The organism is Rhizobium sp. NZLR1b (assembly GCF_019685155.1).
Lineage (GTDB): Bacteria > Pseudomonadota > Alphaproteobacteria > Rhizobiales > Rhizobiaceae > Rhizobium.
Map to the genome: position 1 here is coordinate 232,076 of NZ_JABDWC010000004.1, position 22,466 is coordinate 254,541.

General features: G+C 61.0%; 21 protein-coding genes and 2 pseudogenes. 8 read left to right on the forward strand and 15 right to left on the reverse strand.

Annotated elements, in window-relative coordinates:
* Window positions 1-19: 19 nt before the first annotated feature.
* The 7 genes from HJB84_RS07785 to HJB84_RS07815 all read right to left on the reverse strand — a co-directional run bounded on the left by HJB84_RS07785 (window position 20) and on the right by HJB84_RS07815 (window position 5,944).
* Window positions 20-1,540: a mechanosensitive ion channel family protein gene (locus HJB84_RS07785; protein ID WP_221115637.1), complete on the reverse strand. Its 1,521-nt coding sequence runs from the start codon at window positions 1,538-1,540 to the stop codon at window positions 20-22.
* A gap of 5 nt (window positions 1,541-1,545) precedes the next feature.
* On the reverse strand, window positions 1,546-2,703 hold the full coding sequence (locus HJB84_RS07790; protein ID WP_221115638.1) for an ABC transporter permease: 1,158 nt from the start codon (window positions 2,701-2,703) through the stop codon (window positions 1,546-1,548).
* Window positions 2,700-3,908, reverse strand: coding sequence for an ABC transporter permease (locus HJB84_RS07795; protein WP_221115639.1), 1,209 nt, complete (start codon window positions 3,906-3,908; stop codon window positions 2,700-2,702). The genes HJB84_RS07790 and HJB84_RS07795 overlap by 4 nt, the downstream gene beginning before the upstream one ends.
* 1 nt (window position 3,909) lies before the next feature.
* Window positions 3,910-4,890, reverse strand: coding sequence for an HlyD family secretion protein (locus HJB84_RS07800; RefSeq protein ID WP_221115640.1), 981 nt, complete (start codon window positions 4,888-4,890; stop codon window positions 3,910-3,912).
* 223 nt (window positions 4,891-5,113) lie between these two features.
* Window positions 5,114-5,353: a hypothetical protein gene (locus HJB84_RS07805; RefSeq protein ID WP_164012659.1), complete on the reverse strand. Its 240-nt coding sequence runs from the start codon at window positions 5,351-5,353 to the stop codon at window positions 5,114-5,116.
* 9 nt (window positions 5,354-5,362) lie between these two features.
* Window positions 5,363-5,623, reverse strand: coding sequence for a hypothetical protein (locus HJB84_RS07810; RefSeq protein WP_221115721.1), 261 nt, complete (start codon window positions 5,621-5,623; stop codon window positions 5,363-5,365).
* A 3-nt stretch (window positions 5,624-5,626) separates the two neighbouring features.
* Complete coding sequence (locus tag HJB84_RS07815) at window positions 5,627-5,944, reverse strand: helix-turn-helix transcriptional regulator (protein ID WP_207585525.1); 318 nt, start codon at window positions 5,942-5,944, stop codon at window positions 5,627-5,629.
* A gap of 259 nt (window positions 5,945-6,203) precedes the next feature.
* On the opposite strand from HJB84_RS07815, the gene HJB84_RS07820 reads away from it, so the two are divergent.
* On the forward strand, window positions 6,204-7,265 hold the full coding sequence (locus tag HJB84_RS07820; RefSeq protein WP_207585526.1) for a class I SAM-dependent methyltransferase: 1,062 nt from the start codon (window positions 6,204-6,206) through the stop codon (window positions 7,263-7,265).
* Window positions 7,266-7,289: 24 nt separating this feature from the next.
* Here the strand turns inward: HJB84_RS07820 and HJB84_RS07825 are convergent, their stop codons facing one another.
* Window positions 7,290-8,132, reverse strand: a complete 843-nt coding sequence (locus tag HJB84_RS07825; RefSeq protein ID WP_207585624.1) for an AraC family transcriptional regulator — start codon at window positions 8,130-8,132, stop codon at window positions 7,290-7,292.
* A gap of 245 nt (window positions 8,133-8,377) precedes the next feature.
* On the opposite strand from HJB84_RS07825, the gene HJB84_RS07830 reads away from it, so the two are divergent.
* The 6 genes from HJB84_RS07830 to HJB84_RS07855 all read left to right on the forward strand — a co-directional run bounded on the left by HJB84_RS07830 (window position 8,378) and on the right by HJB84_RS07855 (window position 17,393).
* The gene (locus HJB84_RS07830; protein ID WP_221115641.1) at window positions 8,378-9,844 is read left to right on the forward strand and encodes an alpha-glucosidase/alpha-galactosidase; all 1,467 of its coding nucleotides are present in this window, start codon (window positions 8,378-8,380) and stop codon (window positions 9,842-9,844) included.
* Between the two features lie 124 nt (window positions 9,845-9,968).
* Window positions 9,969-12,059 carry an ABC transporter substrate-binding protein gene (locus tag HJB84_RS07835; protein WP_207585528.1) on the forward strand — a complete coding sequence of 697 codons (2,091 nt, stop codon included), beginning with the start codon at window positions 9,969-9,971 and terminating at the stop codon, window positions 12,057-12,059.
* A 114-nt stretch (window positions 12,060-12,173) separates the two neighbouring features.
* The gene (locus HJB84_RS07840) at window positions 12,174-13,181 is read left to right on the forward strand and encodes an ABC transporter permease (RefSeq protein WP_207585529.1); all 1,008 of its coding nucleotides are present in this window, start codon (window positions 12,174-12,176) and stop codon (window positions 13,179-13,181) included.
* Window position 13,182: 1 nt separating this feature from the next.
* Window positions 13,183-14,322, forward strand: a complete 1,140-nt coding sequence (locus HJB84_RS07845) for an ABC transporter permease (protein ID WP_221115642.1) — start codon at window positions 13,183-13,185, stop codon at window positions 14,320-14,322.
* A gap of 10 nt (window positions 14,323-14,332) precedes the next feature.
* Window positions 14,333-16,000 (forward strand): ABC transporter ATP-binding protein, encoded by a 1,668-nt coding sequence (locus HJB84_RS07850; RefSeq protein WP_221115643.1) that lies wholly within the window; start codon window positions 14,333-14,335, stop codon window positions 15,998-16,000.
* A gap of 22 nt (window positions 16,001-16,022) precedes the next feature.
* Window positions 16,023-17,393, forward strand: a complete 1,371-nt coding sequence (locus HJB84_RS07855) for an alpha-glucosidase/alpha-galactosidase (protein WP_221115644.1) — start codon at window positions 16,023-16,025, stop codon at window positions 17,391-17,393.
* 382 nt (window positions 17,394-17,775) lie between these two features.
* Here HJB84_RS07855 and HJB84_RS07860 read toward each other — a convergent pair whose 3' ends face one another.
* From HJB84_RS07860 to HJB84_RS07870, 3 genes and pseudogenes are all read right to left on the reverse strand, one after another.
* Window positions 17,776-18,222 (reverse strand): hypothetical protein, encoded by a 447-nt coding sequence (locus HJB84_RS07860; protein ID WP_221115645.1) that lies wholly within the window; start codon window positions 18,220-18,222, stop codon window positions 17,776-17,778.
* A gap of 58 nt (window positions 18,223-18,280) precedes the next feature.
* On the reverse strand, window positions 18,281-18,856 hold the full coding sequence (locus HJB84_RS07865; RefSeq protein WP_207585533.1) for a hypothetical protein: 576 nt from the start codon (window positions 18,854-18,856) through the stop codon (window positions 18,281-18,283).
* A gap of 90 nt (window positions 18,857-18,946) precedes the next feature.
* Window positions 18,947-19,150, reverse strand: a pseudogene (locus tag HJB84_RS07870) (M20/M25/M40 family metallo-hydrolase); the annotation flags it as partial.
* Between HJB84_RS07870 and HJB84_RS07875 the strand changes: the two are divergent.
* Window positions 19,149-19,394 (forward strand): annotated as a pseudogene (locus HJB84_RS07875) (GntR family transcriptional regulator); the annotation flags it as partial. The pseudogenes HJB84_RS07870 and HJB84_RS07875 sit on opposite strands and share 2 nt — an antisense overlap.
* 363 nt (window positions 19,395-19,757) lie before the next feature.
* Here HJB84_RS07875 and HJB84_RS07880 read toward each other — a convergent pair.
* The 4 genes from HJB84_RS07880 to HJB84_RS07895 all read right to left on the reverse strand — a co-directional run bounded on the left by HJB84_RS07880 (window position 19,758) and on the right by HJB84_RS07895 (window position 22,272).
* Window positions 19,758-19,949, reverse strand: a complete 192-nt coding sequence (locus HJB84_RS07880) for a hypothetical protein (RefSeq protein WP_207585534.1) — start codon at window positions 19,947-19,949, stop codon at window positions 19,758-19,760.
* Window positions 19,950-20,033: 84 nt separating this feature from the next.
* Entirely contained in the window at window positions 20,034-20,255 is a 222-nt protein-coding gene (locus tag HJB84_RS07885; RefSeq protein ID WP_207585535.1) for a hypothetical protein, read from the reverse strand.
* Between the two features lie 95 nt (window positions 20,256-20,350).
* A complete protein-coding gene (locus HJB84_RS07890; protein ID WP_207585536.1) occupies window positions 20,351-20,494 on the reverse strand; it encodes a hypothetical protein in 144 nt (47 codons plus the stop codon).
* A gap of 923 nt (window positions 20,495-21,417) precedes the next feature.
* On the reverse strand, window positions 21,418-22,272 hold the full coding sequence (locus HJB84_RS07895; protein WP_221115646.1) for a transglutaminase family protein: 855 nt from the start codon (window positions 22,270-22,272) through the stop codon (window positions 21,418-21,420).
* Window positions 22,273-22,466: the final 194 nt, after the last annotated feature.

Sequence of the window (22,466 nt, forward strand, 5' to 3'; positions counted from 1 at the left end):
CTTGCAATTGGCGGACAGCCTACGGCGGCACCTGGAACAGATGACGGATTCGCGTCACCAGCGAGTTCATCGAGCCGCCGTTCAGCGTGGCGCCTTCGGTCGCCAGGGAGTGCTGGCTGGTCTCGATGCGGCGTGACAGGGTGGCGGCAAGCTCTTCGGCGATGCCGGGCCGATCGTGCAGGAGCGGCGTCAGGCTCGCTTGAGCGATTTCGTAGACCACGACGAAGGTGAGCGCGCGCAGGCTCGCCGCCTCGCCGATCCCGATCAGCAGTCCGCTTTCTCCGAAATAATCGCCCGGCGCCAGCCGGCCGAGTTCGATTTCCTTGCGGCCTTCCTGTCGTGTCGCGACGAGTGCGCCGCTGCGCACGATCATCAGCGATGCAACGGTATCGCCCTGTTCGATGAGGATGGAATCCTTCTTGTAGGTGCGCCGCGTCATCGAGGCTGCGAGCGTCTCCTTCTCGTCCTCGGTCAGCGAGGAAAACAGCGGGATGGCATCGAGGAGCTTGAGCGGCGTCGGCCGGTGCGGGTTTACCATCTCCTCTGACTGCACCTGGCCGGGTGGCGGGCCGGCCGCATCGATCGGCCGCGCCAAAGTGAGGCCCGCGGCCTTGAGATGGCGGTAGATGAGGTCGAAGATCTCGTTCTTCGCCGGCCCCGCCTGGCCGATATCCCTGACGCGGAAGGAAAGCTCCACCTCCACCGCATCGGCATTCAGCGATTTGATCTGCACACCGGGTTTCGGTTCGGTCAGGATCGAACCGCTGCTCAGCAGCACGGTGCGCATGACCTCGGCGATCACCGACGGTCCGGTCGTCGGAACGACCCGCACCGTCAGCGACACCCCATGGCTGCGGTCGGGACTGCTGAGATTGGTCAGCCCGACTTTGGCGAGGAAGCTGTTGGGGAGCACCACCAGGTCGTTCGAGCCGTTCAGGAGGTGTGTGGAGCGCCAATTGGTTTCGAGGACACGGCCTTCGACACCGTCGTTCAGTACGATCCAGTCGCCGATCGTATAAGGCCGGCCGAGATTAAGGGCGATGCCGGAAAAGACGTCGCTCAACGTGCTTTGCAACGCAAGGCCGAGGATGATGGCAAACACGCCGGACGTGGCGATCAGCGTGCCGACGGGAAAGCTGAAGACATAGGCGACCACCGAGAGGATGGCGCCGAGATAGATGAGGCCGATCACCAGATCCTGGACGAGGCGCCCCTCTCTCGGCTGGCGCTCGAAGATCAGGAAGACGCGGACGAAGGCGATCAGCGCCCAGGCGGCATTGATCCACCAGACCACTTTGGCAAGGGCGATGAAGACCCGTTCGAAGGTCGAATCCGGCGTCGGCCCGACTTCGTAGGGCACGATGTCGTGATAGAGCAGCAGGACGCTCAGCGCCGCGAAGAAGAACACCTGGCCCGCCAGCTTCCAGCTTGGGAAGGGGCGAAGCGCTACTCGGGTGACGATGGCGCCGACGACGGCCAGCGTTCCGGCCTGTACGACAGGATCGGCAAGTACCCCGGACCAGGTGAGATTATCTATCATCGACATCAACTCGCGAGGGAAGATCGCGCTTCGTAGGACCGGCGCATCCTGGCCTCCAATCTGACTGCGAGGCAACCGTAGAATAACGCCAGCGCCCAGAGCGTCAGAAACGGGGTGCGGACGTCGCTGAGTGAGGCCCCGAGCTGCGAAACGGACACGATGCCGTTGATGGCTGAGCTGCTGGGAACCAGGAGCGCCAGATAATGCAGCGCCTTCGGCATCGCCTCGGTCGGCCAGGAAAAGCCGGCGAGAAACAGGAAGGGGATGCCGATCGCTGCAAACACCAGCTGGACTGTGAGGGGGCTGCGGAACAAAGCTGCGACGACCATGCCAAGCGCGCTGACGGAGACCACGAAGGGTAGCGAGAAAACGAAGATGACGAGAGGGTTCCCGAGTCTCGGAATATCGTAAAGATAAGGCAGGACGATCAGATAGAAAGGCAGTACCGCCGTCTGCAGGATAAGATAGGCAAGCAGTTTGCCGAGCACGGTCGCCAGCGCGCCGGCCGGCGAACTGGCTGGACCCTCGTCCCTGAGCGTTCCAAGCAAGCCGACCCCGATCAACAGTGTCTGTTGCAGGATGAGAACGAAGGCGGCGGGAAGAAGATAGGTGGCGTAGCCGCCCTGCGGGTTGAAGAGTGGGACTGTCGTCAGCGGCATCGGGTCGGAGGCCGCGGCGGCGATGGCGGGATCGACATGCGCGGCGATCAGCCGCGCGGTCTCGACCTCGACGCCGAAGGTCTTGGCGACGGCCGAAACGCCGCCGGCGATGCGCGAATAGATCAGGAAGTAACTGGCATCGGCATAAAGCGCCACGGGCGACTGGCGCCCATGCAGGAGATCGCGCTCGAAATATTTCGGGATGACGAGAATGCCATAGAGCTGACGGGCGAAGACCTCGCGCTCGGCGCTTGGCTCGTCGGGCAGTTCGGCACCGATGGCGACGTCGGCCGAGGCGTCGATGCGGCGGGCGAACTGGCGGCTGCTGTCGGTGCCGTCGAGATCGACGAGGGCGATCGGCACGTCGCGCAGGGCCTCGTTCCGATAGGGCTGAGGATAGAGGGCCGCGTAAATGCAGACTGCCAGAATGAGTACGGAAAATGCCGGCCGCAGCGACAGGATGCGCATGAGTTCGATTCGGCAGGCGGTGAGGAGGCCGATCATCGAGCCGCCTCCCGCAGTGCCGATGCCTGACGCCGGTTCCGGGATCTCATCGCTTCCAGCCGGAGCGCTGCGAGGGATGCAAGCAGGATGACGAAGAAAAGCAACACCAGGATCGGCTTCCACGACAGATCGAGTGGCGTGCCGCGGATTGTCTGGTCGATCCTTGCCATCAGATACCATGTGCCGGGGATCAACTGGCCGTAGTGATAGGCAAAGCCGTTCATGCCGATCCTCGGGAAACCGATGCCCATGAAGCCGAAGGCGGGCACGACGAACAGGGAGCCGATGCTGATTGCGCTTGCCATCGGCCGCAGAAGCAGCGCGAGCAGCACGCCGATGAACTGGTTCGCCAGGATGAACAGGGTGCCAGCCAGCAGCAGCAGCCAGCGATCACCGCGTAGCGGCATGTCGAGAAGGCCGAAGAGGACCAGGTCCGCAATGGCGAGCACCGCAAGAAAGATCAGCGTATAGGGCAGGATCTTGCCTGCGAGCGCCGGCCACAGGCCGCCGCCGAGCCGCCGGAGAATTCGCAGCCGGTGGCGGGTCTCGACGTCGAGTCCGAGCGAATAGGCCATCGTCGTGACGATCACCACCTGCAGTATGCTGGGCATCAGGGCGGCAAGGAGGAAATGAGCATAGTTGAGGCTGGGGTTGAAGAGCGGGTTCACCTGGACCGGAACGGGGGCGAGAGCGGCCTGAGCGGCATCGACAGGCTCTCCCTGGGCGGTGCGCAGCGACAATCTGATGCCCGCAGCCACGCTCGGAATGGCGGAATTGATGCCGCGCAGCACCAGATTTCCCGTTGTCATCGTCTGGGTATTGTAGAAGAACACCACCTCCGGCCGCCGGGCGGAGAGGACGTCGCGCTCGAGATTGCGTGGCAGCAGGAGCAGGCCGTGGACCTCGCCGGAGAGGATGAGCTGGCGCCCTTCGGCGAGGTCGCTGACGGCAAGCGCGACCGATGTGTCCTGGGTCGCGTCGACCATCCGTATGATCCGCCGCGACAGATCGGTACTGTCTTGGTCGAGCACGGCAATCGACAGGCGGGTGGCCAGCCCCGCACTGAAAACGGCAGCGAGAAGGCCCATCAGCAGCAACGGCAGAGCGGTCGTCAGGAACAGCAGAAACGGCCGGCGGCGAAAGCAGTTGAACTCCCGTGCGAAGACGAGGAGGAAACCTGGGCGCACGCGCGGGCGCGGCGTCATCTCAACGCTCCGACCAGGCGGCGATGGCGCTCATGCCGGGGCGCAGGCCGTCCACGGATTTTACAGGGACGGCGCGCACCTCGAATGTCCGGAGATCGAAATCGCCGGTCGCCCGTGTCGCCCGCCAGGTGGCATATTGCCCCTGCGTATTGATCATGGTGACCTTGACCGCGATCCTGTCCGGGCCGATCGCCGGTACGACGATGTGGAAACCGTCGTCGATCTTCAGGCCCTTCAGCAGGTCTTCGCGCAGATTGAAGGTGAACCAGGGATTCCGGATGTCGATGATCGAAAAGAGCGGTGCGCCGGCGCTGAAATTCTCGCCGAGTTCGGCAACCCTTGTTGTCACCTGACCGGAGATCGGCGCATGGATGGTCAGCTCGGAAACGTTGACCTGCTGCTGATTGAGCGAGGCGCGCGCCTGCTCCACCTGCGCGGCGGCAAGCGCCTTCTCCTCTTTGCTGGAGCCGGCAACGGCCAGCCGCACATTGGCCTCGGCGGATTCCCGCTTGCGGATCGCCGCTTCGAGATTGCGGGCCGTTTGGTCGACCTGCGCCTGTGTCGAGGCGCCTGTGGTAATCAGCCTTGCCTGGCGCGTAGATTCTTCCTGATAGAGCGTGACATCGGCAGTCGCGGCGGCAAGCTCGGCATTCGCAGCATCGATCGTCTCAGGGCGTGTGCTGTTGACGCGGGTAAGATCCGCCTCGGAAACAGCAAGGGCGGCTTGAGCCATGTGCAGCGCCGCTGTCAGCTCCGGGCTTTCGAGCTCGGCGATCACCGTGCTGGCCTCGACATTATCGCCGACGTCGACAATGAGTTTGGCGATGCGGCCGGAGACACGCGGGCTGATGTCGACGCGGTTGGCGGAGACCTCCCCCTGGACGACCAGCGGCGGCGGGCGGGTCGCGAACCAGAGCAGAATGCCGAGAGCTGCAAGAACCGCTATAACAATGACCGGTCGGAGAATTTTGGTCGCTGTCATCGAATATTCCTTAAGAAAATTCCATACCGTCGCGACGTCTGCCCGGGCAGAGCGAGGAGCCTGAAAGCAACATTGCCGTTCACTCAATCGATGTCAAACCGTGATGCGGCAATAGACGGCGCCCTGCGCTTTTCGGGGCGATCGAACTTTCCGATGCCGGCATACATGCCGGTCGTGCAGAGCTCCATCAGCTTGGCGCTGTATGTAGATGCAGCGGAGAGGATCACGGCGCTGAAATTGCTTTGAGCCGGTCGATGTCCACGAGCACGATGTCGTCGGAAACAGGCTCGCGATTGTGCAGGCGGAACCATTCCACCGCTTCGCGCACACGGTCTCCGTGCGGCGATGGATAGGCGCCAAGTCCGAGAACCCATTCGCGCACGGTCTCGCGCTCCATCCGTCCGGCCCGGTATCGGTCGCTGACGGTTTTTGCCGAGGCGACGAGATCATTGATGCTTTTCACGAATTTTCCTTAATGGACAGACGGCTCGTCATCTTCGAGAAACGATCGAAGGCCGTCCCGCGCAACGACGGCCAGGAATTCGTCAAACGCTTCCCGGTCGGTGGCAAATGGCTCGTCCCAACGGATCAGATCTTCCGACTGCGTGACGACTTCCATCGTCCAGTCTTCATTGCTGCCGGATGTGCGGAAGATATCGACGAGCACGGTGATCCCGTCATCGGTGAATTCTCCGGCCAGTTCCGAGTGTTCGAGCTTCTGCTTCTTTGTCATCATTCAGCCACCCGCACCAGGCGGTGCGTCGTTTTCGAGATATTCTTCATATTGAACCGTTTCGGTCTCGTTGGTGTCGATCGAATTTGCACGTTTTGCAAGGCGAACGCCGGCTCCTCCACCGTTTTCCGGGATGAAAACGACGCCGCCGCCTTCCAGGGCGTGCTTCATATCCTGGAGGGTTCGGTCATAGGGAGAGCGTTTGCCGGCCTCGAAATTGGCGATCGTCGCCTTGGCGACGTTTGCGGCTGACGAGAGATCGTCCTGCGACCAGGCCAAGAGGGCGCGGGCGGCGCGGCATTGAGCGGAAGATAGAGACATAATGATAACCCTACATCAAAAGTGTGTTTCTGCCTCGGGGAGATTCCGGACCAGGCAATGACGAAACACGCGCAGGGCCTCATGAGTTCGTTTTCTCGCGCAAGTTGAGATCTCCGGTAGACACGTCGTTTCCGGTGAAATCTCCCGGAAACTTTCGACCTCTAATACGGCCGCGCGTCCGCTGAAAGGGAAGGTGATTGACGGAATATTATTAAAGTCTAATTTTGAAGTCCCTTAATCACGCGCTCGGGAGGAAACAATGCGTGAGCCAGATATGCAGAAACTCGATGCACTCGTCGGCCGGCTTGTCGGCGATGTCGGCGCCGCCATGTCGGGCGCCTTGGTCGTGCTGGGCGACAAGGTGGGGCTGTTCAAGGCGATGGCCGACGGAACGCCGATGACCGTCCAGCAACTTTCTGCAAAAACCGGAGTGAAGGAGCGCTATGTCAGGGAATGGCTCAGCGCCCAGGCAGCAGCGGACTATGTCAGCTATGACGAAAAAACCGATCGTTTCAGCCTGACGCCGGAGCAGGCGATGGTCTTTGCCGAGGAAAACAGCCCGGCCTTCTTCGTCGGCGCCTTCGAGGTCGTGCAATCGATGTGGATGGACGAGCCCAAGGTCGCCGACGCCTTCCGCACCGGCAAGGGTCTCGGCTGGCATGAGCACAGCACCTGTCTGTTCAGGGGAACCGAGCGGTTCTTTCGTCCAGGCTATAACAGCCATCTCGTCGCCGAATGGATTCCAGCCCTTGCCGGGGTGGAAGAAAAGCTCAAGGCCGGCGCCAGCGTCGCCGACGTCGGTTGCGGTCACGGGGCATCGACCATCCTGATGGCGCAGGCCTATCCCGCCTCCCGCTTTACCGGCTTCGATTATCACGGCCCGTCGATCGAAAAGGCCAGGGCCGCCGCCGAGGATGCCGGCGTCGCCGACCGTGTGACGTTCGAGCAGGCCCGAGCAGCGGAATTTCCCGGGCGCGGTTATGACATGGTTGCCATGTTCGACTGCCTTCACGACATGGGCGATCCGGTCGGCGCCGGCCAGCACGTCAAGGAAACGCTCGGGCCGAACGGCACGTGGCTGATCGTCGAGCCCTTTGCCCATGACCATCTCAAGGACAATCTCAATCCCGTCGGCCGCGTCTATTACGGCGCCTCGACGATGATCTGCACGCCGGCATCGCTCTCGCAGGAGGTGGGGCTGGGGCTTGGCGCGCAGGCAGGCGAAATGAAGCTTCGAAAGGTGGCGCTCGACGCCGGGTTCACGCATTTCCGTCGTGCGACGGAAACGCCGTTCAACATGGTGTTCGAGGTGCGGGCCTGACGGAATTGGCCTAGCTGGCGGCCGCTATCGCAGCTTGCCGATGCTGGCATACATGCCGGTGGTGCGGAATTCCGTCGGGTTGGTGCCGTAGACCCGGCGGAAGACCTTGGAGAAATAGTTCGGATCCTCGAAGCCGCACATGATGGCGACTTCCTTGACCGGCAGAAAGTCCGCCTTGGTCAGAAGCTTGACGGCGCGCTGCAGCCGCTGCTGCAGCACGAATTCGGCCGGCGGCATGCCCTCGCTCTCGGCGAAGCTGCGGGAGAAATGCGCGCGGCTGAGGCCGACGATGCCGGCGAGGTCGCTGACCGGCAGCGGCTTTTCGAGATTGGCATTGATATGGTCGATCACCGGCTGCATCAGGCTGAGCTCGGCGGCAAACGCCGGCGAGCCGAAGACGTCGTCGTAGAGCGCCATCGCCGCTTCATAGGCAATCGCCGAGGCAGCCCCCGGCGACGTCGCACCGGTGACGAGGCGCAGGCTGCAATCGGCGAGATGATCGATGGTCGAAGGCTGCAGTTTCAGCACCGGCCCGGCGGTGGACAGCACCATTTGGTGGATGCGCAGCGTTTCCTCGCCATTCATCGAAATCCAGAAGTATTCCCAGCGGTCGCCCTTCTCCAGCCAGTATCGATGATTGTGCGGCACCAGCACCAGCAGTGTGTCGCCACCCTGAAGACGATAATTGCGGTTCTGATAGCGCAGCCGGCCGGTGCCGCTGATCGTGTGCTGCAGCACGGTAAAGGGCGTCTGGCCGCGCCTTCGGCCATCCCAGTCATAGGGCTCGTTCTCGCGCACTTCATAGCCGGAGCTCGTCGGCATCGCATGCAATCGCTCCCGGCCGCGGGGCAGCGAAACCGTCCTCATCGACTGTCCGTTGGCAATCAAATTCTGCAGCACAAAATTACCCCCGAAAGCATAATCCTTCTCTGGTGGCCCTGCTGAATTCGGGCATAATCCCGCTCGACAAACAGGGAAGAGACCACGGCCGATGGAGCGGCCGGGAGGAAAACAGGCAGTTTTTCGGCTTTTTTAACCCCATGTTCCGGCATGCGGGCTGATCCTCCATAACCATCTTTTCTGTAGCATTTGATTGGGTCGAGGTGAAGATCATGAGTTTCAAAATAGCTATCATCGGTGCGGGCAGCGTCGGTTTCACCAAGAAGCTGTTCACCGACATATTGTGCGTTCCCGAGTTTCGCGACGTCGAATTCGCGTTGACCGATCTCAGCGAGCATAATCTCGAGATGATCAAGGCGATCCTCGACCGGATCGTCGAAGCGAACGGATTGCCGACCAAGGTGACGGCGACGACCGACCGGCGCCAGGCGCTTTCCGGCGCGCGTTATATCATCAGCTGCGTGCGGGTCGGCGGGCTCGAGGCCTATGCCGACGATATCCGCATCCCGCTGAAATACGGCATCGATCAATGTGTCGGCGATACGATCTGCGCCGGCGGCATTCTCTACGGCCAGCGCAACATCCCGGTTATTCTCGACTTCTGCAAGGACATCAGGGAAGTCGCCGAGCCCGGCGCGAAATTCCTCAACTATGCCAATCCGATGGCGATGAACACCTGGGCGGCGATCGAATACGGCAAGGTCGATACCGTCGGCCTCTGCCACGGCGTCCAGCATGGCGCCGAACAGATTGCCGAGGTGCTTGGCGCCAAATCGCTTGGTGAGCTCGACTATGTCTGCTCCGGCATCAACCACCAGACCTGGTTCATCGACCTGCGCCTCAACGGCCGCAGGATCGGCAAGGACGAGCTGGTTGCCGCCTTCGAGGCGCATCCGGTCTTTTCGCAGCAGGAGAAACTGCGCATCGACGTGCTGAAGCGTTTCGGCGTCTATTCCACCGAGAGCAACGGCCACCTTTCGGAATACCTGCCCTGGTACCGCAAGCGGCCGGAGGAAATCACCCGCTGGATCGACATGTCCGACTGGATCCATGGCGAGACCGGCGGTTATCTCCGCCATTCTACCGAAACCCGCAACTGGTTCGAGACGGAATTCCCGCAATTCCTGGAATCCGCCGCAAAGCCGCTCGACACCACCAAGCGCTCGAACGAACATGCCAGCCACATTCTCGAGGCGCTGGAAACGAACCGGGTCTATCGCGGCCATTTCAACGTCAAGAACAACGGCGTCATCACCAACCTGCCATCCGATGCGATCATCGAATCGCCGGGCTTCGTCGACCGCTTCGGCATCAACATGGTCTCGGGCGTCACCCTGCCGGAAGCCTGTGCGGCCACCTGCATCGCCTCGATCAACGTCCAGCGCATGTCGGTGCATGCCGCCATATCCGGCGACATCGATCTTCTGAAGCTTGCCGTGCTGCACGATCCGCTGGTCGGCGCCGTGTCGACGCCCGAGGAAGTCTGGCAGATGGTCGACGAAATGGTCGTTGCCCAGGCGCGCTGGCTGCCGCAATATGCCGATGCCGTGCCGGCCGCCAAGGAGCGGCTGTCGAAATCCAAGGTGCAGACCCGCGACTGGGCGGGTGCCGCACGCCGCAACGTTCGCTCGATCGAGGAGCTGCGCGCGGAAAAGGCGGCGCTGAAACAGGCCGTCTGATTTTCGTGAGAGAGGGGTCGCCATGGATTTCCGGGAGGGAAATCCTTGGGCCGCCGGCCCGCTTTCACGCCGTTTGAGGAAAAGGAGCCGCGTGCCCCGCGCTCCGGAACAAGAGGGAGAAACGATAATGAAATTCCGCAACCTTGGCATTCTGGCCGGACTGGCGCTTGGCGTCTCAGTCCTGGCGCTGAATGCATACGCCTCCGAGGCCACCGTTCCGCCGGCGCCGGCGGACTTCCCGGCCGAAGGCAAGATCAAATATGTGGCGCGCGACTCCATCCTGGAGTTCAAGGCGCTGCCCGAATATCACGAGCCCGACTGGGTCACGAAGAACTTCGTCTCAGCCGGCAAGCTGCCGCCGGTCAAGGATCGCCTGCCGAAGGAGCCGATGGTCTTCAAGACAGGCAATATGCCTGATGGTATCGGTGTCTACGGCGATACGATGCGCCACGTCATCGGCGGCCGGCCGGAAGGCTGGAACTACGGCGCCGGCCAGACGCAGGGCTGGGGCGGCATCGATATCGGTCTCTCCGAGTGCCTGACCCGCACCGCGCCGCTGTTCCAGGTGGAAGCCAAGGACACCGAGCCGTTGCCGAACCTTGCCAAGAGCTGGGATTGGTCCACAGACGGCCACAAGCTGACCATGCATCTGGTCGAAGGCGCCAAATGGTCGGACGGCGCGCCGTTCAACGCCGACGACATCATGTTCTACTGGGATGACGAAGTCGTCGATCCGAACGTCTCGCCGCTCGGCGGCGGCGCCTCGCCTGAGGCTTTCGGCGTCGGCACGACACTGAAGAAGATCGACGACTACACCGTCGAATGGACCTTCAAGGAAGCCTTCCCGAAGCAATATCTCTACACGATGTCCTACCCGAACTTCTGCCCGGGTCCATCGCATATCCTCAAACCCCAGCATCCGAAATATTCGAAGAACACCTACGACCAGTTCAAGAACGCCTTCCCGCCGGAGTTCATGAACATACCGGTCATGGGCGCCTGGGTGCCGGTGGAATATCGTTCCGACGATATCATCGTCATGCGCCGCAACCCCTATTACTGGAAGGTCGACGAGAAGGGCAATCAGCTGCCCTATCTGAACGAGCTGCACTATAAGCTCTCGACCTGGGCCGACCGCGACGTTCAGGCCGTGGCCGGGGCCGCCGATATCTCCAACCTCGAGCAGCCGGAAAACTTCGTCGCGTCGCTGAAGCGCGCCGCAGAAAAGACCGCGCCGGCCCGCCTGGCTTTCGGTCCGCGCCTCATCGGCTATAACTTGCGCATGAACTTCTCCGCCAACGGCTGGGGCAACCCGGACGAACGCGGCCAGGCGATCCGCGAGCTGAACCGCAACGAGGATTTCCGCAAGGCCGTCACCATGGCGCTCGATCGCAAGGCGATCGGCGACTCGCTGGTCAAGGGACCGTTCACCGCGATCTATGCGGGCGGGCTCTCCTCCGGCACCAGCTTTTACGACCGCAACTCCACCGTCTACTATCCCTTTGATCTCAAGGGCGCCAAGGCGGAACTCGCCAAGGCAGGCCTCAAGGATACCGATGGCAACGGCATCGTGAACTTCCCGGCCGGCACGCTCGGCGGCAAGGATGTCGAAATCGTCATGCTGATCAACAATCAGTACACGACCGACAAGAGCCTTGCCGAAGGTGTCGTCGCTCAGATGGAGAAGCTCGGTCTGAAGATCGTCATCAATGCGCTCGACGGCCCGAAGCGTGACGACGCGCATTATGGCGGCCGTTTCGACTGGCTGATCCAGCGCAACACGACGGAACTGTCGTCGGTGGTGCAGAATACCGAGCAGCTTGCGCCGATCGGTCCACGCACCAGCTGGCACCATCGCGCCGGCAAGGACGATCAGCTCGATCTGATGCCGTTCGAAAAGGAACTGAACGATGTCGTCGCCAAGTTCACGACCAGCCCGGACAATGATGCCCGCGTTGCGCTGATGAAACAGTACCAGAAGATCTCGACAGAGCACGTCAACACCGTGGGTCTGACGGAATATCCTGGCGCCCTGATCATCAACAAGCGGTTCTCGAATGTGCCGCAGGGCACGCCGATCTTCATGTTCAACTGGGCTGAAGATTCGGTGATCCGCGAACGCCTGTGGGTGGCCGCCGACAAGCAGGGCAAATACGAGCTGTTCCCAGAACAGCTGCCCGGCAAGCCTGGCGACAAGGGCCCTGTTAAGAACTAGTTCCCTCCCAGCTGAAGCGAGATTCAGGCCGCGCGTGGCGCGCGGCCTGATATGACCAACAAGCCGGCCGCGCTGACAAGGAGCGACTGGCGGCAAGGAAAAGCGGACCGTCCGATGTTACGATTCCTGCTCGTGCGCATAGCTTCCGCGATCCCCGTCCTGTTCATTCTGAGCGTGGTGACTTTCGCGATCATCCAGGCCCCGCCCGGTGACTATGCCGATTATATAAGATCCCAGCTGATCAACCAGGGCGGCGCATCCTATGCCCAGGCCGAAGAGCAGGCCCAGGCCTACCGGGTCGAACACGGTTTGGATAAACCGATGGTCGTCCAATACGTCAACTGGATCGGCGGCATCGTCACCCGCGGGGATTTCGGCTACAGCATGTTCTACAACAAGCCGGTCGCCGACGTCGTCGCAGAGCGGCTGCCGCGGACCCTGCTTCTGGCGCTTGTCTGCCACATCCTCGCTTCGGTGCTCGGCATCGGCTTCGGCATCTGGGCGGCGACGCGGCAATACAGCTGGATCGACAGCACGCTTTCGGCGATTTCCTTCCTCGGCATGACGGTGCCGCGGTTCCTGATGGCGCTGATCATCGTCTATCTGCTGGTCTTCCAATTCAACGTTGCCGAAATCGGCAGTTTCTTCTCGCCGCAATATGGCGGAGCGCCTTGGTCGTGGGCGAAATTCGTCGATCTCGTCCATCATGTCTGGCCGGTCGTGGCGATCGCCACCTTCGGCGGGCTCGCCTACAATATGCGGGTGATGCGCGGCAATCTGCTCGACACGCTGAACGCCCAATATGTCGAGACGGCCAAGGCCAAGGGGCTTTCCGGCGCGGCGGTGGTGATGCGCCATGCGGTGCCCAATGCGCTTCATCCATTGGTAATGTACCAGGGCGTCGTGCTGCCCTACATGCTGACCGGCGAGATCGAAACCGCCATCATCTTCGCGCTGCCGACCGTCGGCCCGGCGATCGTCGGTTCGATGGCGATCGGCGACGTCTATGTCACCGCCACCTTCATGATGGTGCTGTCGGCGACGCTGATCGTCGGCAACATCATTGCCGACCTGCTGCTGGCGCTGCTCGACCCGCGTGTCCGCCAATTTCAAGGAGCCTGAGATGCTGGCTTTCGACTCCTCGCCGCCACCGCCGACAACGACCGAACCTTCGGTCAACAAGCCATCGCGTGGCCATGAGAGCTATATCGCCCTGGTCTGGCGCCGGCTGCGGCGTTCCTGGACCGGCATGGCCGGGCTTATCCTCGTCGGGCTGTTGCTCTTCATGGCGGTCTTTGCCGATTTCGTCGCGCCGATGGACCCCAAGGCGACCGATGTCGGCTTTGCGCCGCCGCAGATGATGAGCTTTCACGACAAGGACGGCAATTTCGTCTTCCAGCCGCGCGTCTATGGCCTGGCCGATTCCGATGCGCTCGACCCGGTCACCTTCCAGCCGATCGTCGGCGTCGATTACGACAATCCGCGGCTGCTCGGCTTCTTCGTCAAGGGCGCCGAATACCAGCTTTTCGGCCTGATCCCGGCTGACCGCCACTTCTTCGGCTCGACCGATGGCGAGCCGGTGCATTTCCTCGGCACCGACAAGTTCGGCCGCGATGTGCTGTCGCGCGCCATCATCGGCTCGCGCATCTCGCTGACCATCGCGCTCACCGTCGTCTTCATCGTCACCGTCATCGGCACGACCGTCGGCATGGTCTCCGGCTATTTCGGCGGCACCTTCGATGTCTGGCTGCAGCGCTTCGTCGAGCTGGTGCTCGCCTTTCCGCAATTGCCACTCTATCTGGCGCTGACCTCGCTGATCCCGGTGACGGCGCCGACCAATGTCTTCCTTGGTTTCGTCATCGTCGTGATGTCGGCGCTCGGCTGGGCGCAGATGTCGCGCGAGGTGCGCGGCAAGACCCTGGCGCTTGCCCGCATCGATTATGTCCGGGCGGCGATGGCCGTCGGCGCCACCGACCGGCGCATCATCCTGCAGCACATCTTCCCGAACGTGATGAGCCACGTCATCGTCGCGGTGACGCTCGCCATACCGAGCGTGGTGCTGCTGGAATCCTTCCTCGGCTTCCTCGGCTTTGCCGTCAAGCCGCCGCTGATCTCCTGGGGGCTGATGCTGCAGGATACCGCGACCTATTCTGTCATCGGCTCCTATCCCTGGATTCTCTCCCCCGTCGGCTTCGTGCTCGTCACCGTCTTCGCCTTCAATGCGCTGGGCGATGGACTGCGCGATGCAGTCGATCCTTATTGAGGTGATTGATATGGCTCTTGCACTGGTCAATTCCTTCGCCCCATCCGTCCGCCATGACCATGACGGCCGCTCGGACACACCGATCATCGACGCCCGCAATGTGGCGGTGAATTTCAAGGTCGAAGACGGCATGGTCGAAGCCGTCAAGGACGTCTCCTTCCAACTCTATCGCGGCGAGACGATCGCCATCGTCGGCGAATCCGGCTCCGGCAAATCGGTGACGGCGCGAACGGTGATGGGGCTGCTGTCGAAGCGCGCCGTGGTTTCGGAGAAATCGACGGTCGCCTATGACGGCAGCAATATCCTGACATTTTCCGAGCGGGCCCGCCGCAAGCTGCGCGGCGACCGCATCTCGATGATCTTCCAGGAGCCCATGAGCTCGCTGAACCCGATCTATACGATCGGCAGCCAGATCGTCGAGGCGATCCGCGTCCATCGCCGGATCAGCAAACGGGACGCGCAAAAACGTGCGCTCGAACTGCTCGAACATGTGCAGATCCCCGATCCGGCCGCGCGGCTGATGCAATATCCGCATCAGCTTTCCGGCGGCCAGCGCCAGCGCGTAATGATCGCCATGGCGCTTGCCAACGATCCGGATGTCTTGATCGCCGACGAGCCGACGACGGCGCTCGACGTTACCGTGCAGGCGCAGATCCTCAACCTGATCCGCAACCTGCAGAAGGAAATGGGGATGGCCGTCATCCTCATCACCCACGACCTGACCGTGGTGCGGCAGTTTTCGGATTACGTCTATGTGATGCAGCATGGCGAAGTGCGCGAGCACAACACCACCGAAGCCCTGTTTGCCAATCCGCAGCACGCCTATACCAGGCATCTGCTTGCCTCCGAGCCGCGCGGCCAGGCCAATCCGCTGCCGGAGGGATCGGATGTCATCCTCGATGCCAAGGGCGTGCGCGTCTCCTTCATGATGCGCCACGGCACCTTCTTCAAGCCGGCGATGCGCGAGCTTGTCGCCGTCGACAGCCTGAGCCTGACGCTGCGCCGTCACGAGACGCTCGGTCTCGTCGGCGAATCCGGCTCCGGCAAGACGACATTCGGCCAGGCGATCCTGCGGCTGAACACGCCCGACAGCGGCGAGATCCACTTCGACCATCAACCGATCCACGGGCTTTCCAGGGCCGGGATGCGGCCATTCCGGGCCCGCATGCAGGTGGTGTTCCAGGACCCGTTCTCATCCCTCAACCCGCGCATGACGATCGGCCAGATCATCGAGGAAGGCCTCGTCGTCAACCGGCTGGGCGCCACCCGGGCCGAACGGCAGGACCGGGTGCGCGAGGCACTGATCTCAGCCGGCATGCCCGGCAATATCCTGTCGCGTTTCCCGCATGAATTTTCCGGCGGCCAGCGCCAGCGTATCGCCATTGCCCGCGCCATCGCGCTCGAGCCGGAGTTCATCCTGCTCGACGAGCCGACATCCGCACTCGACCTTTCCGTCCAGGCGCAGATCATCGAACTGCTGCGCAAGCTGCAGGACGAGCGCGGCCTGAGCTACCTCTTCATCTCCCACGATCTCAAGGTCGTCAGAGCCCTCTGCCATCGCGTCATCGTTATGCAGCATGGCAAGATCGTCGAAGAGGGTCCCGTCAACGAAGTACTATCCCATCCCAAGACCGCCTACACCGAACGGCTCGTCAAAGCCGCTTTCGAGGTAGCATGACTATCGAATGCCGGAGGTTATAATGGCAGCAAATCCCAAAATCACATTCATCGGAGCAGGCTCCACCGTTTTCATGAAGAACATCGTCGGCGACGTGTTGCAGCGTCCGGCCCTGTCGGGTGCGACGATCGCCTTGATGGATCTCAATCCGCAACGGTTGGAAGAAAGCGCCGTCGTCGTCAACAAGCTGATCTCGACGCTCGGCGTCAAGGCCAAGGCCGAGACCTATTCCGACCAACGCAAGGCGCTTGCCGGCGCCGATTTCGTCGTCGTCGCCTTCCAGATCGGCGGCTATGAACCCTGCACCGTCACCGACTTCGAAGTGCCGAAGAAATACGGGCTGCGCCAGACGATTGCCGATACGCTCGGCGTCGGCGGCATCATGCGCGGGCTTCGCACCGTGCCGCATCTCTGGAAGATCTGCGAGGACATGCTCGCCATCTGCCCCGAGGCGATCATGCTGCAATATGTCAACCCGATGGCGATCAACACCTGGGCGATATCGGAGAAATACCCGACCATTCGCCAGGTCGGCCTCTGCCATTCGGTGCAGGGCACGGCGATGGAGCTGGCCCATGACCTCGACATTCCCTACGAGGAAATCCGTTACCGGGCGGCCGGCATCAACCACATGGCCTTCTATCTCAAATTCGAGCATCGCCAGGCCGATGGTTCCTACCGCAACCTCTATCCCGATCTGCTGCGCGCCTATCGCGAGGGCAGGGCGCCGAAGCCCGGCTGGAACCCGCGCTGCCCGAACAAGGTGCGCTACGAAATGCTGACGCGTCTTGGCTATTTCGTTACCGAAAGCTCGGAGCATTTTGCCGAATACACGCCCTATTTCATCAAGGAGGGTCGCGAGGACCTGATCGAGAAATTCGGCATTCCGCTTGATGAATATCCAAAACGCTGCATCGAGCAGATCGAGCGCTGGAAGGGCCAGGCGGAGGCCTATCGCAGCGCCGACAAGATCGAGGTTCAGCCGTCGAAGGAATATGCTTCCTCGATCATCAACTCGGTCTGGACCGGCGAACCCTCGGTGATCTACGGCAATGTCCGCAACAATGGCTGCATCACCTCGCTGCCGAACAACTGCGCCGCCGAAGTGCCCTGCCTGGTCGATGCCTCCGGCATCCAGCCGACCTTCATCGGCGACCTGCCGCCGCAGCTGACCGCGCTGATCCGCACCAATATCAACGTCCAGGAACTGACGGTGCAGGCGCTGATGACCGAAAATCGCGAGCACATCTACCACGCCGCGATGATGGACCCGCACACGGCGGCCGAACTCGACCTCGACCAGATCTGGTCGCTGGTCGACGACCTGCTCGCCACCCACGGCAACTGGCTGCCCGAATGGGCCCGCACATCCAGTAAAGTCAAGGCTGCCTGACCTACTCTCCCTGGTCAGGCGTCAAAGAGCCCCGCGGTGTTGCAACAACCGCGGGGTTTCTTGCGGACGCCGGGTACAGCGACCGGTTGAGGAACCGACGGCGACGCGCTGTGGCGATCTGATCGCGTATCCGACGCGGTGCGCCTGGGAATGCGGTTCATGGGGCCGACATCAAGGACCGCACGACGTCGCCAGGAAGGGCTTCACGGCCAACGGTCAGGTCGACGGCACGACTGGAAAATCAAGGAATCAAGGGAATTTAGGGAGATTTGGCTGGGGAAGCTGGATTCTCACATGATTTCAATGGCGTAGCGAAAAACCTTATAATTCCCTATGTTTTCCCGCCGCGAGCGACCGTGGATGCCACCTTTGAGCCCTGGCTTTAGGCCTCAGTCAACCCCTCGGTCGATCGGCAATAATTTCCGCTCACGTTGCGGTGGCGCAGCCATAAAGCGCCCGTGCGGGAAGAGGTAGCAAAGTCGACCGGTCGGGCGTGCCGCTGCCCACAATTCTGCTGCGCGGGGCCGGCGGCCGGGCCGATCAGGAATTCAACAAGGCTTACGCTTTTTATCGGAATTCTGATGGATTGGCGCGGCGCGGCGGGTTCGATCTCAAGCTCTGCCGCCATCGCTCGGCAATGGCTTTCGATCGAAAGACCGATCCGCTCGGCAGCCAAAGACTGGCGGCGAAGCGGTTGGCGGATGATCGGGCGTTTCCTCATACATCGAAGGCTGGGTTTCGCGGGCGCGTGACCTTGGCATTTGCTATGATGACCGACCGCGAACAAATCTACCGCTACTTCCGGGATGCCCGAGAAATTCAAAGGCAATGCCGATTTCCCCCGCGCAACATCCTGTCGCGGACCAGCGCGGGCGGACAGCGTGGTTTCATTTGCTCATGGGTTTTGGATCGATACGCGCCAGCAGGGATTCGATGTCCCAGCGATCTTTTTCCGTCTCCTTTGCAATCGCGATGAGGCGCTCCATCGGCGTGTGCTTGCGCAGATCCTCGATCAGCGCCAGCAGTTCGTCGCGCAGCGCCGCCAGGGCCGATGGCAGACACAGGCTCATGTCGGCCGAGGGGTTGGCCTGGGCATGCGCCTTGCCCGCCGGACCGACAAAGGCGAGGCCGAGGATGGTGTGGCCGGGATAGGTCTGCGCCATCCATTCGAGATGGTCATGACCCTGCGAAATGTCTTTCTTGAAATAGGTCGCCGGATCATTTTTGTCCGTCTTCAATTCGAAACCGAACTGGCGCGGATTCGCGTCATCGCGCCACAACACGTCGGGTCCGGTGTCTCCGTCATTGTCGGGCCTTGTCGCGGTGAAGCCGAGTAGCTCCCCGAGGGCACGGACGCCGGCTTCCGCCTGCCTAGGATCGCCGTCATCGATGAGCGCGAGTGCCTGCGCGAGCTTTTCCACCTCCGCTTCGAACTTGTTGCCGTGGTTGTATGAGTTTCCCACAGATAATGCTAGGAGCGCTTAGTTTAGTCGTTCGATTTGTCGCGCCTTGAGTGAGAGCTTTGCGAGCGCAATGCGCTTTCGAAAGGCAGCCTATTCGTCGAGGTAGCGTTCGGTCAACCGCGCCCACATGGCAGCACCTGCCGTCAGACTTTCGTCCGCGAAGTCATATTTGGCGCTATGCAGGATCGCCGAGTTGACACCATTACCGAGACGCAGAAAGGCGCCAGGTTTGTGCTCGAGGAAATGTGAGAAGTCTTCACTGCCGGGTATGAGAGGGCAGGTCGTCACCTTGTCACTCATCAATGCGCTCGCCGAGCGCGGCGTCGAGGCCGCCCATGGCGGTGGTCTTTGCGCCTGGATCCCAGTGTCCTCGGAACCATTTGCGCTGGTCACACTCGCGGCGAGGGGCATCGCGGTTCATCCGGGAGCGAAATTCTCGGTTCTGCCGAGTAGCCACCTGCGTGTGGCGACCGCCAATTTGACCGATCGCTGCCAGGAAGTCGCCGACGGAATTGCGCTCGCGGCCGTGCATCGGTGATGGGGCGTTTTTCGCCGGGGGAGCGGCCGGTGGCGAGTTCCATCTTGCGAGGCACCATTATGCGCAAGACTCCGATAACCGCGATCCGTGTCCCAAGCGTAACTTTATCAGCGATCTGTCCGCGCCCTTCTGCTCGCCATCCGTACTGTCGAAAGCTTCTCGTCCGGCACTTGGTCGGTCGAGGTCGATCCAGCAATATCGCCAAGGCTGCGAAGTTCGACCCCGCCTGGCCAAGGCGCGTTTCCGGTTTACCCGCAAGATCAATAGGGTCGGTCATGCCATGTTGGAGAGCGCCTATCGGCACTTTCCCAAAGCAGGAATTTGGCTGGTCTCACCTAAGCGGGCCTGGCGCCAGGTTAATCGTCAATGCTTTGAACCCATTGCCGAGGTAAGCAAGACTCTTTCGGCGCTTAGCTGGCGATAAAGCGCGTTGAGTTCAGCGTGCCTTATCTCCTTGATATTCGGCGACGCCATTTCGGCATCCAGTTTTTTAAGGTGCAGGTCGATTTCTGCTGATCTTTCGGCGTTACCGTCCGACGATTTAAATTCGATCATGGGTATCTCCTTTGAGAGTGAGTTAGTCTTTCGGCGGGGATTTTCACCCGCGAAGATTTGTGGGCGATAGCCACTTGTGAACGGTTAGTGGGGGAATTTGCTCGGGTCTTGGCCCTGCTCGTTGTCGCTGAGATGTATCACCTGCAATCGGCTGATCCTTAGGGCTTTGAGCAACGCTGATTTCTCATCCTGCCCCCCTTTTTCCGTGGCCACAATCTTAGTGAACGCAATCTCGGTAAAGGCAGTCTTCTCGGCGGGAAACATGCGAATTGTTCGGCGGATCGGTGCTGCTTCATCGGAAGGCATAGAAAAACTCCTTGGTTGAGATGAGGTCTGCGTCGAAACAGAACCAACATCGGTTAGGCAGATCTTGCTCGGTGCCTGAAGCAGTCGCGCGTCGTTCAGCGAGGGTGGATCAGTGCGACGTAAGCGATGAAGGCTAGGCTGAAAGCAGGGGCCGACTTGATCAGGAATTCGATGTATCGAAACCGGCTAAGATAGACTGATGTGCTCTTCCATAAATAGAGCATTGATGTCTTGGACATTGGAGCCTTTCCTGATGGTTGGAAGAGAGCAAGCTGGCGGTGTCGACCAAGGTCTTGGGAACGCAGTGTGAAACTGCTAAAGCACGGAACGGCGAAGGGTAGGCCCATCTCACCTACAGCCATGCCGAGCGCGCGGGTGTCCACGTTGAACCAAAATCTGCTTATGCATATTCACACGCCCATGGTGAGAAGTCAGTCACGTAGGGCGTTAATGCGCGGTCTGCAGATTGCCACGGGGCAAACCGCGGATAGCAGATTGATGATGCGCGATGCTGAGAGGGATGATTGTCTTTTCCGAGCGGCCCAACCGGTACTCAAACGCTCCGCCAGGCTCAAAATCGAAAGCCTAGCAGCGGTGCCTGCGGAAGCGCACTTCCCGACGAATGTTGCGATCCATGGCCGTCAGGAACCGAAGGGAAATGTTGGAAGACATAACGTCCTCCTTTCAGTCGGGGCTAGGGTATGGTGACCCTAAAACAGCAGCGCCCTGAACATGGCTTACTGAAGTTCGGACCGTGCGCCTCTTGAGGCGGCAAAGCAAATGAAAAGAATGCGTGCCGACTAGGGGATTTTGCATCGCTAGCCAGACTGATACCGGATATTGGTCCGCCGGCTGGAAGTTTCTCAAAGACACGATCAGAGGGCGTGCTATGCCTAAGGAGCGATCAACAGTTGTTTCGTTTTGCATAGCGGATTGTCCGCTTCGGCTGACGGCCGCGCCGACGTAGATACCGCGCGTGAGATGGACCAATTTGCCGGCCTGCGCCTGGCGGTGGCCACGCGTTTTATCTATGTTTTCGCCGACGAGATAAACATGATGTAACTTTCGCGTATTTCAGATACGCAATAGTTTCAATTTCGAAATCTCTTAAACGGGTCGATGATTTGAAAGGAATAGGGCAGCCGAGCGCCCATCTCCCACGCTATTCTCGTATCTCGATGACCTTGACCGACACGTCCATTTCCACGAAATCTTCCGGCGTTCCAGCATATCCGCCGGTCACAGGCATGATCTGGCCATTGTTGCGAGCAAACGCCACGGGAATGAGACAGGCTGCTCCCACCCGTCGGTGGGTGGGATCAAACGCGATCCAGCCTGCTCCGGGAAGATAGACTTCCGCCCAGGCATGCGTTGATCCGCCGTCATCGACCGAGGCCTGAGGGTCGTAGAGATAGCCGGAGACAGCACGGGCACCGAAGCCCAGGCAGCGCACCGCCTCGATGAAGAGCGCCGCAATGTCCCTGCATGAGCCGCTTGCGAGTTCCAGTGTTTGTTCGGGCGACTGCGTGCCTTCTTCATCTCGGATACGGTAGGTGACATTTGTGAGAATGCCGGCGTTCAAATCCTTGAGGAGTGACAGCGTGTCGGTCGGGCGGCTGCGCACGAACGCTCCTGCCCAATCCGACACCGCGCCACGGGAAGATGTCGCAACAGCAAATGCGCCAAGGTCGGTCTTGTCTTCGCTTGAATAGGTGAAGGGATAGGTGTGGGCCGAAATGTCGATATTGAAAACAGGCCACGGATCGGCGGTCTGCTCGACAACGGCATCACTGGAGATCGTCAACTCCGAGGTTTGTTCAGAAAACGTCACCGTGGCTATTGTGTTGCCGAAGACGTCCTGCGCCCAGTCGATCGATCCCCGGGCAGAGCAGTCGATCCCGAAAGACAAGGTCCGCAGCTGTTGGGCGGTTCGGGGCGACAGCATCAATCGGTGTGCAAGCAGCCAGACGGGTCGCGCGTAACGGTAGCTCGTTCGATGCTTGATCTGAAGTTTCATTGTGGTCTCCCGAACGCAAGATCGTTCCGTTCAGCGAAGGCATGCGCTATCGAAACGGCACCCGCAACCGGGTTCTCGCGTTGCGGGCGCGATCGTGGCCATGGCGCTCCCCACGCGCGGCCGATCCTATCCAATTACACGTCGCCCCTCTCGAAGATCCTCTGCTGTGACCCAAATCCGGCCATCGACGGCGA

What these genes read in the sequence shown, in the direction of transcription:
- HJB84_RS07845 (WP_221115642.1), top strand. Translation starts at nt 13,183, where the DNA reads ATGCTGGCTTTCGACTCCTCGCCGCCACCGCCGACAACGACCGAACCT.
- HJB84_RS07880 (WP_207585534.1), bottom strand. Translation starts at nt 19,949, where the DNA reads ATGATCGAATTTAAATCGTCGGACGGTAACGCCGAAAGATCAGCAGAA.
- HJB84_RS07830 (WP_221115641.1), top strand. Translation starts at nt 8,378, where the DNA reads ATGAGTTTCAAAATAGCTATCATCGGTGCGGGCAGCGTCGGTTTCACC.
- HJB84_RS07800 (WP_221115640.1), bottom strand. Translation starts at nt 4,890, where the DNA reads ATGACAGCGACCAAAATTCTCCGACCGGTCATTGTTATAGCGGTTCTT.
- HJB84_RS07790 (WP_221115638.1), bottom strand. Translation starts at nt 2,703, where the DNA reads ATGATCGGCCTCCTCACCGCCTGCCGAATCGAACTCATGCGCATCCTG.
- HJB84_RS07855 (WP_221115644.1), top strand. Translation starts at nt 16,023, where the DNA reads ATGGCAGCAAATCCCAAAATCACATTCATCGGAGCAGGCTCCACCGTT.
- HJB84_RS07890 (WP_207585536.1), bottom strand. Translation starts at nt 20,494, where the DNA reads ATGTCCAAGACATCAATGCTCTATTTATGGAAGAGCACATCAGTCTAT.
- HJB84_RS07810 (WP_221115721.1), bottom strand. Translation starts at nt 5,623, where the DNA reads ATGACAAAGAAGCAGAAGCTCGAACACTCGGAACTGGCCGGAGAATTC.
- HJB84_RS07895 (WP_221115646.1), bottom strand. Translation starts at nt 22,272, where the DNA reads ATGAAACTTCAGATCAAGCATCGAACGAGCTACCGTTACGCGCGACCC.
- HJB84_RS07850 (WP_221115643.1), top strand. Translation starts at nt 14,333, where the DNA reads ATGGCTCTTGCACTGGTCAATTCCTTCGCCCCATCCGTCCGCCATGAC.
- HJB84_RS07840 (WP_207585529.1), top strand. Translation starts at nt 12,174, where the DNA reads ATGTTACGATTCCTGCTCGTGCGCATAGCTTCCGCGATCCCCGTCCTG.
- HJB84_RS07825 (WP_207585624.1), bottom strand. Translation starts at nt 8,132, where the DNA reads ATGAGGACGGTTTCGCTGCCCCGCGGCCGGGAGCGATTGCATGCGATG.
- HJB84_RS07820 (WP_207585526.1), top strand. Translation starts at nt 6,204, where the DNA reads ATGCGTGAGCCAGATATGCAGAAACTCGATGCACTCGTCGGCCGGCTT.
- HJB84_RS07885 (WP_207585535.1), bottom strand. Translation starts at nt 20,255, where the DNA reads ATGCCTTCCGATGAAGCAGCACCGATCCGCCGAACAATTCGCATGTTT.
- HJB84_RS07795 (WP_221115639.1), bottom strand. Translation starts at nt 3,908, where the DNA reads ATGACGCCGCGCCCGCGCGTGCGCCCAGGTTTCCTCCTCGTCTTCGCA.
- HJB84_RS07815 (WP_207585525.1), bottom strand. Translation starts at nt 5,944, where the DNA reads ATGTCTCTATCTTCCGCTCAATGCCGCGCCGCCCGCGCCCTCTTGGCC.
- HJB84_RS07785 (WP_221115637.1), bottom strand. Translation starts at nt 1,540, where the DNA reads ATGATAGATAATCTCACCTGGTCCGGGGTACTTGCCGATCCTGTCGTA.